8 protein-coding genes are annotated in these 11,337 nt (G+C 76.3%); 4 read left to right on the top strand and 4 right to left on the bottom strand.

From position 1 onward, the window contains the following. The first annotated feature begins 170 nt into the window (after nt 1-170). Together DEF28_RS22860 and DEF28_RS22855 are read left to right on the top strand one after the other, a co-directional pair. Complete coding sequence (locus DEF28_RS22860; RefSeq protein ID WP_233515492.1) at nt 171-1,355, top strand: Gfo/Idh/MocA family protein; 1,185 nt, start codon at nt 171-173, stop codon at nt 1,353-1,355. After that, nucleotides 1,352-2,302, top strand: coding sequence for a DUF6807 domain-containing protein (locus DEF28_RS22855; protein WP_114400008.1), 951 nt, complete (start codon nt 1,352-1,354; stop codon nt 2,300-2,302). The genes DEF28_RS22860 and DEF28_RS22855 overlap by 4 nt, the downstream gene beginning before the upstream one ends. Nucleotides 2,303-2,369: 67 nt before the next feature. Here DEF28_RS22855 and argG read toward each other — a convergent pair whose 3' ends face one another. Continuing rightward, a complete protein-coding gene (argG, locus tag DEF28_RS22850) occupies nt 2,370-3,821 on the bottom strand; it encodes an argininosuccinate synthase (protein ID WP_114400007.1) in 1,452 nt (483 codons plus the stop codon). Between the two features lie 1,313 nt (nt 3,822-5,134). On the opposite strand from argG, the gene DEF28_RS22840 reads away from it, so the two are divergent. Both DEF28_RS22840 and DEF28_RS22835 read left to right on the top strand, forming a co-directional pair. Further along, the gene (locus DEF28_RS22840; RefSeq protein ID WP_114400005.1) at nt 5,135-6,034 is read left to right on the top strand and encodes an NAD-dependent epimerase/dehydratase family protein; all 900 of its coding nucleotides are present in this window, start codon (nt 5,135-5,137) and stop codon (nt 6,032-6,034) included. A 126-nt stretch (nt 6,035-6,160) separates the two neighbouring features. Continuing rightward, nucleotides 6,161-7,195 carry a LacI family DNA-binding transcriptional regulator gene (locus tag DEF28_RS22835; RefSeq protein WP_114400004.1) on the top strand — a complete coding sequence of 345 codons (1,035 nt, stop codon included), beginning with the start codon at nt 6,161-6,163 and terminating at the stop codon, nt 7,193-7,195. Nucleotides 7,196-8,399: 1,204 nt separating this feature from the next. On the opposite strand, the gene DEF28_RS22830 is transcribed toward DEF28_RS22835, so the two are convergent. The 3 genes from DEF28_RS22830 to DEF28_RS22820 form a co-directional block, all read right to left on the bottom strand. After that, the gene (locus tag DEF28_RS22830) at nt 8,400-9,494 is read right to left on the bottom strand and encodes a mandelate racemase/muconate lactonizing enzyme family protein (RefSeq protein ID WP_114400003.1); all 1,095 of its coding nucleotides are present in this window, start codon (nt 9,492-9,494) and stop codon (nt 8,400-8,402) included. Further along, nucleotides 9,488-10,408, bottom strand: a complete 921-nt coding sequence (locus DEF28_RS22825; RefSeq protein WP_114400002.1) for a 5-dehydro-4-deoxyglucarate dehydratase — start codon at nt 10,406-10,408, stop codon at nt 9,488-9,490. The genes DEF28_RS22830 and DEF28_RS22825 overlap by 7 nt, the downstream gene beginning before the upstream one ends. Before the next feature lie 96 nt (nt 10,409-10,504). Continuing rightward, nucleotides 10,505-11,332 (bottom strand): sugar phosphate isomerase/epimerase family protein, encoded by an 828-nt coding sequence (locus tag DEF28_RS22820; protein ID WP_114446221.1) that lies wholly within the window; start codon nt 11,330-11,332, stop codon nt 10,505-10,507. Between the last annotated feature and the right edge of the window lie 5 nt (nt 11,333-11,337).

Raw genomic sequence — 11,337 nt, 5'->3', positions numbered from 1 at the left:
CGGGGCGGGGGGCGTCGTTGGCCGAGCGTGTCCGGTTTCTTAACGCTGGGTGCCCGCGCGGCCCCCGCCCGAGGTAGGGGCCACGCGGAGCCCGTAGCCGTTGACACCGGATCACCGCGCTGTCTAGATTGACTCGGCAAGCGCTTTCCAAAGATCGAGGAGTTGGTGGCGTGGACGGCGGGAGCGGCGGAGCGGCGCCGGTGCGGGTAGTCCTGGTCGGAGCGAACGGCCACGGGGCATGGCATCTGCGCAACATCCGGCGGCTCGCCGCGAACGGCCTGGTGGAGCTGGCGGGGGTCTGCGACCGCGTTCCGGTCACCGCGCAGGCGCTCGGCGACCTGGCCGGGGTCGAGCAGTCCGGTGACCTCGCGGCGCTGCTGGAGCGCACCGCCGCCGAGGCCGCCGTCATCGCCACCCCCATCCACACCCATCTGCCGCTGGCCGACATCGCGCTCACGCACGGCGCCCACGTGCTGCTGGAGAAGCCGCCGACCGCGACGCTGGCGGAGTTCCACGCGCTGTGCGAGCGGGTCCGTGGCACCGGCCTGGCCTGCCAGATCGGATTCCAGAGCCTCGGCTCCGCCGCGATCGGCGCGGTGCGCGAACTCGTGTCCTCCGGCGCGATCGGCGCGGTGCGCGGGATCGGGGCCGCCGGCGCCTGGGTGCGCACCTCCGCCTACTACGCGCGGGCGGACTGGGCGGGACGCCGCCGGCTGGACGGCCGGGACGTCGTCGACGGTGTGCTGACCAACCCCCTGGCGCACGCGGTGGCGACCGCGCTCGTGCTGGGCGGCGCCCACCGGGCGCTCGGCGCGGAGGTCGAGGTGGAGCTGTTCCACGCCCACGAGATCGAGGCCGACGACACCTCCTGCGTGCGGCTGCGCGCCCCGGACGGGACGCCCGTCACCGTGGCGGCCACCCTGTGCGCGCCCCGCCGCGAGGAGCCGCACGTCACGGTGTACGGCGAGTCCGGGCGGATCCGGCTCAACTACACGCTGGACGAGGTCGTGCTGGAGCGGCCGGGAGAGCCGCCAGTGGCCGAGGTCCACCCGCGCACCGACCTGCTGCGCAACCTGGTGGCGCACCTGCGCGAGGGCGTCCCGCTGCTCGTGCCGTGCGAGGACACCCGGGGTTTCATGACGGTCCTGGAGGCGGTCCGCACCGCCCCGGAGCCCCGCCCCATCCCCCTGGCGGCCCAGGAGGTGGAGGTGGCCGAGGACGGTGTGCACCGGGTGGTGCACGGTGTGTCGGAGCTGGTCGAGGAGAGCGCGCGCCGCTTCGCACTGTTCTCCGAGCTCGGCGCCGGCTGGGCCGCGACGGGACAGGCCGCCGGCGACGTGGAGGTGCCGCGATGACCGACCAGCGATCCGGGGACGAGCCCGCCGGGGCCGCGGGGGCGCCGCCCGCCCTCGAACTGCGGCGCGACGGGCTCGTCCTGGCCGCGCACCATGACGGCACCGACCTGGAGCCGGGGCTCTCCCCCCGCCCCTACCTGCACCCGGTGCGCACCCTGGGCGGCACCGTGGTCACCGAGTTCCAGCCCGCCGACCACGCGCACCACCTGGGCGTGAGCGTGGCGGTGCCCGACGTCGCCGGCGCGAACTTCTGGGGCGGGCGCACGTTCGTCCGGGACCGCGGGCCGACCGCGCTGCCCAACCACGGCCGCCAGGAGCACGTGTCCTGGGAGCGGCGCGCGGAGGACGGGTACGTGCAGCGGCTGGCCTGGCGCGGCCCGGACGGCGCCGTGCTGCTGGAGGAGCGCCGGACGGTGCGGGCGGTGGAGGTGGCCGCCCCGGGCGGCGCCGCCTGGGCGCTGGACGTCGACGTCCGGCTGCGCAACGCCGCCGGCCGCCCGCTGCGGATCGGCAGCCCGGCCACCAACGGCCGCCCCGGCGCCGGCTACGGCGGCTTCTTCTGGCGGGCGCCGCTCGGCACGGAGCCGCCGCGCTGCCTGGGGCCCGGCCTGGAGGGCGAGGAGGCGCTGCACGGCTCCCGCGCGCCATGGCTGGCGATGAGCGGCGAGGCCCCCGGCGGGGTGCCGTGGACGCTCGTGTTCCTGGCCTGCGCGCCCGACCCGGACCCGTGGTTCCTGCGGGCCGGCCAGTACCCCGGTGTGGGGGCGGCGCTGGCCTGGGACCGGCCGCTGGAACTGGACGCCGGCGCATGGCTGCGGCGGCGCACCGCCACGGTGGTGCTGGACGGCCGCCCCGAGGCGGCCGAGCTGGACACGCTGGTCACGGCGGCCCGCGCCGCCCTCGACGCGGCGGCCGAGGCGGAGGAGCCGCCCGGAGGCGTGGGGTAGCGGCCGGGCCGGCCGCGCTCCGGTGCGGTGGGCGCCGCCGCGCCCGCCGCCTCCGGCTCCGCCGGCCCTAGTCGGTGCCGGCCTCCATCGCCGCGTGGTCGAGCAGGTCGCCGTCGCCGGGAACCGCTCCGTGCGAGGCGATCACGTCCGCCCCGCCCTCGGGCATCGCACCGATCAGCCCGGTCGAGGCCGCCTGGGCGGCGCCGATCGACGTCGGGTGCGGGCCGCCGCCGACCATGCCGAGCTGGGCGTAGCGCTCCAGCTTGGCGCGGGAGTCGGCGATGTCGAGGTTGCGCATGGTCAGCTGCCCGATCCGGTCGACCGGTCCAAAGGCCGCGTCCTCGGTCCGCTCCATGGAGAGCTTGTCCGGGTGGTAGCTGAACGCCGGTCCGGAGGTGTCCAGGATCGAGTAGTCCTCGCCGCGCCGCAGGCGCAGGGTCACCTCGCCGGTGACGGCCGCCCCGACCCAGCGCTGCAGCGACTCGCGCAGCATGAGCGCCTGGGGCTCCAGCCAGCGCCCCTCGTAGAGCAGCCGGCCGAGGCGCCGGCCCTCGCTGTGGTAGCTGGCGAGGGTGTCCTCGTTGTGGATCGCGTTGACGAGCCGCTCGTAGGCCGCGTGCAGCAGCGCCATCCCCGGCGCCTCGTAGATGCCCCGGCTCTTGGCCTCGATGACCCGGTTCTCGATCTGGTCGGACATGCCCAGCCCGTGCCGGCCGCCGATGGCATTGGCCTCCAGCACGAGGTCGACGGCGGAGGCGAACTCCTTGCCGTTGATCGCCACCGGGCGCCCCTGCTCGAAGGTGATCGTGACGTCTTCGGCCGGGATCTCGACGGCGGGGTCCCAGAAGCGCACGCCCATGATCGGGGCGACGATCTCGATGCCGGCGTCGAGGTGCTCCAGGGCCTTGGCCTCGTGGGTGGCGCCCCAGATGTTGGCGTCGGTGGAGTAGGCCTTCTCCGTGCTGTCCCGGTAGGGCAGGCCGCGTTCGAGCAGCCACTCCGACATCTCCGTGCGCCCGCCGAGCTCGCTGACGAAGTCCGCGTCCAGCCACGGCTTGTAGATCCGCAGCGCGGGGTTGGCCAGCAGGCCGTAGCGGTAGAACCGCTCGATGTCGTTGCCCTTGAAGGTGGAGCCGTCGCCCCAGATCTGGACGTCGTCCTCCAGCATGGCGCGCACGAGCAGGGTGCCCGTGACGGCCCGCCCGAGGGGCGTGGTGTTGAAGTAGGGGCGGCCGCCGGAGCGGATGTGGAACGCCCCGCAGGCCAGGGCGGCGAGCCCCTCCTCGACCAGCGCCGCCCGGCAGTCGACCAGGCGGGCGATCTGCGCGCCGTAGGCGGTGGCGCGCCCGGGGACCGCGGCGATGTCAGGCTCGTCGTACTGGCCGACATCGGCGGTGTAGGCGCAGGGGACCGCGCCCTTCTCGCGCATCCACGCGACCGCTACGGAGGTGTCGAGGCCGCCGGAGAAGGCGATCCCGACACGTTCGCTGACAGGCAGGGAAGTGAGCACCTTGGACACAAATAATAAGTATGCACATACATGCATGGCCATGCAAATCCGTGGTCCATGGGCGAGCCGGCGCGCCAGCGGCCCCGCCGCGGGCGCACGGCGCCGGGCCTATTCGCGGGGTGCGGGCTGGGCGCGGTCGGCGGTCCGGCCTGCCGGCGCGGCCCCGGGGCCGACCGGACGACCTGGTGGCCGGGCGCGGCGGGCGGCTCCCGGCGCGTTGCCGCGCTCCCGGTCGGCGCACCGGCCGCGGCCGCGGAGGGACTCGGGATCGGCCGAGGCGGTCGAGGCGGTGTTCCCTGGTTCGCGGTCGAGCCAGAACAGGGCGCTGGTCGGGGCGGTCCCGGGCCGGTGGTAAGCGGCGGGCTCGGCGGGACGGGCCGCGGTCGCGGGGTCGGGCGCCACCCCGCGACACAGCGTTCGGCCAGGTCGCGGCGCGCGCCTCCCTGGTGGTCGAACGCGGGCGGGCACCCACCCGAGGAGCCGCGCGCCCTCCTCCCCCTCTTCCGGTCGCGGCGCTGGGGACTCGGGTGGGCAGGGGCAGCGTCGGTGGCGTGGCCCGCCGGCGAAACCGGATCGCCGCGACCGTGGGCGGCGGTTGCCCGGGGGCGCCGCGGACGATGACGCAGCCGCGGCCACGGGTGGGCACACCGCAGGAACGCGGCGCCCCAGACCGCCGATCCCGACGGAGGCGGCGCGGCCGCATCCGTTGCCATCCGCTTCCGGCGCACGTCGCAACGGACGGGAGCGCCGGCAACGTCGGTAGCCGCCGATCGCCGTGCCTGGCCGGCAGCTTGGCGCGTCCTGCGCCACGCCGGAACCTGGGCCGCCGAGGCCGGTTGCCGGGGCCGGCGCGTCACGGCTCGCGCCGCCCGCGGCCGGTGCCACACCGGAGGAGGGCCGAGGAGGGCGCGGCCGCGCCCCCTCGGGCGGGCGGCGCCGGACCGCGCCGCGGAGTCCGCCGCGCGGTGGCCGCGGCGCCGGCGGGCGGCCGGTGCCCGGCTCGCGGCGGTCCGCGAGGTCCCGCGGGGCCACCGCCCGGATGCGGGAAGCTCCCCCGCCGCGGCCGGTTCCGGCCGCCCATTGACGTGGTCTCCCCGGCGTGCCAATCTGCCCTGTAAGCGCTTTCCGAAGCCCGCTTCGGACACCGCGCCCCTGTCCCCGACGAAGGGAACGTCGACCATGCCCGGCTCCTCCCCCGGCCGTCCGGGCTGAGCCCGCCGCGGGCGCGGCCGCGCGTTCCCCCCGGCCGCCGACCGGCCCGTGCCGACCTCCCGGGCCGGTCGGCCCCCACAGCTCCCACCCGTCCGAACGGAAAGGCAGTCATGCGCGTCCTCGTCACCGGCGGATCCGGCAGGCTCGGCCGCAGCGTCGTCGCGACCCTCGTGGAGCGCGGCCACCAGGTGGTCTCGGCCGACCTCACCAGCGGCCCGATCGCCCCGGGGGCCGTCCAGCGCGTGGTCAACCTGCTGGACGACGCCGCGCGCTCGGCGCTGTTCGCGGAGGCACGCCCCGAGGCGGTGCTGCACCTCGCCGGGATCGCGGTCCCGTTCAGCCGCCCGGACACCGAGATCCTGGAGGTCAACACCCTGCTGGCCTGGACCGTGCTGTCCGACGCCGCGGCGGCCGGGGCGCGGATCGCGGTGGCCGCCTCCAGCCCCACCGTCTTCGGATACGGCACCCCCGGGTGGCGGCCGCTCCGCCTTCCGCTGGACGAGGGCCACCCGGTGGCACCGCTGCACTCCTACGGGCTGTCCAAGGCGATCATCGAGGAGACCGTGCGGACGCTGGCGCGGGCCGAGGGCGGGGGGTGCGTGTTCGCCGCGGTGCGCCCCGGCTACGTCATCGCGCCCGAGGAGTGGGCCGGGGCGCCGACCCAGCAGGGGCACACCGTCGCCGAGCGGCTGGACCGCCCGGAGCTCGCTGCCGCGTCGCTGTTCAACTACGTGGACGCCCGGGACGCCGCGGAGCTGTTCGCGCTGCTCGCGGAGCGGCCCGAGCGGGTGGACAACGGGATGATCCTGCACGCGATCGCCGACGACGCGCTGGCCCGGGCGCCCCTGGCCGAGCTGCTGCCGCGGTTCCACCCGGGCACCGCCGGACTCGCCGAGGAGCTGACCGGCGACCGGCCGGCCTTCTCCAGCGCGGCGGCCGAGCGGTCCGTGGGGTGGCGGCCGCGGCGGAGCTGGCGCAGCGAGCTCCAGGCGGCGTCCGGCGCGCCCTGAGCCGGTCCCGCCGCGAGCTCCGTGGCGGGCATCACGCTCCGCCGGGCCGTGCCCGCTGGTCATGGACTTCCCGCCGCTTCTATGATCACAGGGAAAGAGTTTTCCAACCGCCGGAGGGGTTGAGGCGTGGGCAGCGGTTACGTGACTCTGGAGCAGGTCGCCCGGCATGCCGGGGTCTCGCTGGCGACGGCCTCCCGCGTGCTCAACGGCAGCACCCGCCAGGTCGGCGAGGAGCTGCGCAGGCGGGTGACGGCCAGCGCGCACGAACTCGGCTACCTGGCCAACGCCTCGGCGCAGACGCTGGCCCGCAACACCAGCACGCTGGTCGGCCTGGTGGTGCACGACATCGCCGACCCCTACTTCTCCAGCATCGCCTCCGGCGTCACCCGGTCCGCCGAGGAGCAGGGCCTGATCGTGGTCCTGGGCACCACGGGGCGGGCGCCGCGCCGGGAGACGCAGCTGCTCGCCACCCTGCGCTCGCACCGCGCGCGGGCCGTGGTGCTGGCCGGCAGCCGCACCGTGGACGACGAGACCGGCGGCGGCCTGGCCGAGGAGATCACCATGTTCACCCGGCAGGGCGGCCGGGTGGCGTGCGTGTCCCAGGAGGGGCTGCCGGCCGACACGGTCGTGCCGGACAACCGCAACGGCGCCGCCGCGCTGGCCCGGCACCTCGTGGACCTGGGGCACCGCAGGTTCGCGATCCTGGCCGGCCCGACCGACCTGCGCACGGCGCGCGACCGGTTGGACGGCTTCCACTCGGCGCTGTCCGCCGGCGGCATCGCCCTCGACCCGCACAACGTGGTGCACGGGGCCTTCACCCGCGACGGCGGCTACGAGTCGACCCGGCGGCTGCTGGCCACCGGCACCGACGCCACCTGCCTCTTCGCGGTCAACGACGTCATGGCGACCGGTGCGATGGCCGCGCTGCGCGACGCCGGCCTGCGGGTGCCGCACGACCTGTCCGTGGCCGGCTTCGACGACATCCCCACGCTGCGCGACCTGACGCCGGGGCTGACCACCGTGCGGCTGCCCCTGGAGTGGATGGGCGAGAAGGCCGCCCGCCTCGCCCTGGAGGAGGATCCGCCCGCCGAGGCGCGCACGGTCTCGGTGGCCGGCGAGGTGGTCGTCCGCGACAGCACGGCACCGCCGGCGGGGGCCTGACCCCGTCCCCGTGGACCCCGGGGAGGACGGGCCCGGCCGCCGAGTGCCCGCCAGGGCGCCGACCCGCGGTGGCCTGCCCGGGGCTGTGACGTGACATCCCGAGACGCTACGGCCCCTGGCAGCCTGTGCGGACCGGTACAGACGCTGGGACCAGGACGGCACCTGGGCCAAGCTGCTGGCGGCGCTCCAGGCCAAGGAGGACGCGATCGGGAACATCGAGTGGACCTTCGGCGTCGGTCCCTCGATCGTGCGCGCTCATCAGCACGCGGCTGGAGCGCGGGCACAGGGCAGACATGCCGGGGACGATCGACCAGAGCGACCACCAAACCAGGCAGCGGCTTGGCCGGTTGAGGGGCGGGCTGACCACCAGGCCGCATCTGGTCGCGGAGGGCCGTGGCCCGCCGACGGCGACGCTCATCACCCCGGCGGCGGGTACCCGCGTCCCAGGCCGGAGGTTCTGCTGGGCGCCAAGCCCTACTCGGCCCGGCGGATCCCCGGCTACCCGCGGCAGCGCCGCGTCCGCGGTCATTCCCGAGCGTGCTGACCAGCGTGCCACCCGCGTCGGCAAGGCCTGGCCGGGGCGGGCCGCCGCCGCGCTTCGACGCTGAGTTGTACAAGCGTCGCAACGTGGTCGAGCGGTGTTTCGCTCGGCTCAAGCGGTTCTGTGCGGTCGCGACCGCGCGGTGCTGCTTGAGCGGGGTGATCGCGCGCTCGATGGTGGGGCGGCCCCGCCTGGGCGTCCCGGCCGAGGGCAGGCGGCCCGCCTCCCCCGCGATCCGCGCCCGGCGGCGGTCCTCCGGCTGGCCGCGGAGATGTGCGATGGCCGCCTTGATGCTGCGGGCCCGCAGGCGGGCGCCGATCCCGGCCGAGGAACAGGCCCTGTCGCCGAGCAACCGAGCGGGCCGCGTGCGGGGACGGCCCCGGGGGCGGAGCCGCCGCGGACCGGCCGGCAGCGGTTCGGACATGCGGGTGCCGTCCCGCTGGCCGGGGCTGGTGGCGATGGCCAGCGGCGGCGGGAGTCGGGGGGCGGGTGGGGGTTGGTGGTCAGCGCGTCCGGGGAACGTGGCGGGCGCTTCGGATCGGTCCGGTTCGTCGGCGGGGTGAGCTGGTCCCACTCCTCGTCGGTGGGTTCGTGGCATCGGACCATGCCCCCCGACGGTTCCGGAGCACCGGCCCACCCCGCAGACCTCCCAAATAGCAGGACCTAGCCGCCCGTCCCGGGCAGCGGGGTCAGTGTGTCGGTGGCGAACTCCAGGCCGTGGCCGGGGGCGGTCGCGGCGCGGGCGTGGCCGTCGCGGACCTCGACACCGCTGGGCCGGGTGAGCGCGCCGAGCGCGCCGAGGGACGCGCGGTCGATGTCCTCGACCATCGAGGCGAGCGGCACGCACAGCGCCAGCTGGGTGGAGAGCTCCGGGAGCAGGTGCGGTGCCACCGGGACACTGTGGTCGGCGGCGAGTTCGGCGATGCGCAGGAACGGGGTGATGCCGCCGACGCGTACGACGTTGGGCTGCGCGATGTCGCACACCCCGGCGGCGAGCGCGGCGCGGAACTCGGCGGCGCTCCGCAGGTTCTCGCCGACCGCGAACGGCACCGGCGTCGCGGCACGCAGCCGTAGGTGCCCGGCGAGGTCGTCGGCGGGCAGCGGCTCCTCGATCCAGTCGGGCTCGAACGGGGCGAGGGCCCGCAGCGCCCGCACCGCGGCGGGCACGTCCCAGCGCTGGTTGGCGTCGAGCATGAGCCGGCGGTGCGGTCCGATCAGCCGGCGGACCTCCGCGACACGTTCGACGTCGCGTTCCACCTCGGGTGAGCCCACCTTGATCTTGACCGCGCGGTGGCCGGCCGCCAGCCAGCCGCGCACCTGGTCGAGGAGGTCGGGGAGGTCGTAGTCGAGGTTGACGCCGCTGCCGTAGGCGGGCACCCGGTCGCGGCGGCGGCCGACGAGGTCGACGAGCGGTCTCCCGGCCGCCTTGCCGGCGAGGTCCCACAGGGCGATGTCCACCGCGGCGGCGGCCAGCGCGGTCAGCCCCGTGGTGCCGGCCTCCCGCAGGTGGTGGCGCAGGTCGCTCCAGCGGGGCCCGGGGACGGCGGGCCGGCCGAGCAGCGCCTCGGGGCAGTCGTCGCGGAGCAGGGCGAGGACGGCTCCGGCGCCGATCTTCGGCGTCCAGGCGAACCCGGTCCCCACCGCGCCGGTGTCGGTGCGCAGGCGCACCACGACGATGTCGTTGCGGTCGACCCCGCCGTCCCACGCGCGGGCGAGCGGGAGCCGGTAGGCGGAGGCGCTGAGGTCGGTGATCAGCATGGCGCGGCCGGGCGGTCCTGGACGGCGGCCAGGCCGGCGTCGATGATCGCCGCCAGCTCGGCGAGTTCGCCCTCGGTGGGGTCGACGAACGGCGGCCGGACCCCGCCGGCCGCGCCGCCGCGCAGCCGCACACCGGCTTTGACGAGGGACACCGCGTACCCCGGGGTGCGGTCGCGCAGCCGTACCAGCGGCTGGTAGAAGACGTCGAGCAGGGTGTCGGCGAGCGGGTCGCCGGAGCGCACGGCCCGGTAGAAGGCGGTGGCGACCTCGGGGGCGAACGCGAAGGCCGCCGAGGAGTACAGGCGCACACCGACGCCCTCGTAGGCCCGGACCGTGAGCTCGGCGGTGGGCAGTCCGTTGAAGAAGGTGAACCCGTCTCCGCGGCGCGCGCGGACCGCGGCGACGATGCGCGCCATGCGGTCGAGGTCGCCGACGCCGTCCTTGATGCCGACCACCCCGGGCAGGCAGGCGATCTCGGCGGCGGTGTCCGGGGAGAGCACCATGGTGCCGCGCTGGTAGGCGATGACGGGGATGGACGCCGCCGCCGCGACGGTCCGCACGTAGTCGACCAGGCCGCGCTGCGGGGCGTTGACCAGGTAGGGCGGGAGCAGCAGTACCCCGTCAGCGCCCGCGTCGCGGGCGGCGGCGGCCTGCTCGGCGGCGGTGGCGACGCTGCCGCCGGCGCCGGCGACGACCGGCACCCGGCCGGCGGCGGCCTCGACGGCGACGCGCACGGCGCGGGCGTGCTCGGCGCCGGACAGCGCGTGGATCTCGCCGGTGCCGCACGCGGCGAACACGCCGCCGGGGCCGTGCCTCAGCCCGGCCTCGACGTGCTCCGCGAGGGCGTCCTCGGCCAGCGCGCCGGTGTCGCCGAAGGGGGTGACCGGGAAGAACAGGATTCCGTCGAAGTGCACCGTTGGACAGTCCTCTCTGCTGGATTCGGCTCGCTCACTGAGGGGCCGGCGCTCCCGGCCGGCGGGGCGGCCGCCGCCGGGAGCCGCTGGCGCGGGTCAGAGGACGTGCTGCACGTGCCGCCGGACGATGGTGGCGACCACCTCGTCGGGGTCGGCGGCCCAGATGTCGGCGTTGAAGATCTCGACCTCGATGTCGCCGGTGTAGCCGGCCGCGTCGACGCCGCGCCGCAGGGCGCGCAGGTCCACATGGCCGTCCCCGGGCATCCCGCGGCCGAGCAGCACGTCGGCGGGGAGCGGGAGCGTCCAGTCGCAGGTCTGGAAGGAGGCGATCCGGTCGCCGGCCCGCCGGATCTGCTGGTCCACCTGCGGGTCCCACCAGACGTGGTAGGCGTCGACCACGACCCCGACACCGGTGCCGGGGAGGGCGTCGGCGATGTCCAGCGCCTGCCCGAGGGTGGACAGCACGGCCCGGTCGGCGCAGAACATGGGGTGCAGCGGTTCCAGGCCGAGGCGGACCCCCCGCTCGGCGGCGTAGGGGGCGAGTTCGGCCAGGGCGTCGCTGACGCGGGCGCGCGCGCCGGGCAGGTCGCGGTCGTCGGCGCCGAGTCCGCCGACGACCATGACCAGGCAGGCGGCGCCCAGTTCGGCGGCCTCGTCGATGGCCCGCCGGTTGTCGGCGAGCGCGCCGGCGCGGTCGGCGCCGGTGAGGAAGCCGCCGCGGCAGTAGGAGGAGACCCGCAGGCCGGCGTCGCGGACCCAGCGGGCGGCGGCGGCGAGCCCGGCCTCGGCCACGGGATCGCGCCACAGCCCGACGGCGGGGACTCCGGCCCGCAGGCAGCCCTGCACGAGGTCGCGGACGCCCCACGACCGGACGGTCATCTGGTTGACGGCGAGCCGGGCCAGGCGGGGGTCGCCGTCAACCAGATGAC

Source organism: Marinitenerispora sediminis, from assembly GCF_003336425.1.
GTDB classification, from domain to species: domain Bacteria; phylum Actinomycetota; class Actinomycetes; order Streptosporangiales; family Streptosporangiaceae; genus Marinitenerispora; species Marinitenerispora sediminis.
The sequence above is the reverse complement of the archived record's forward strand: the minus strand, read 5'-3'. Positions and strand labels throughout refer to the sequence as shown.

What these genes read in the sequence shown, in the direction of transcription:
- DEF28_RS22855 (WP_114400008.1), top strand. Translation starts at nt 1,352, where the DNA reads ATGACCGACCAGCGATCCGGGGACGAGCCCGCCGGGGCCGCGGGGGCG.
- DEF28_RS22840 (WP_114400005.1), top strand. Translation starts at nt 5,135, where the DNA reads ATGCGCGTCCTCGTCACCGGCGGATCCGGCAGGCTCGGCCGCAGCGTC.
- DEF28_RS22830 (WP_114400003.1), bottom strand. Translation starts at nt 9,494, where the DNA reads ATGCTGATCACCGACCTCAGCGCCTCCGCCTACCGGCTCCCGCTCGCC.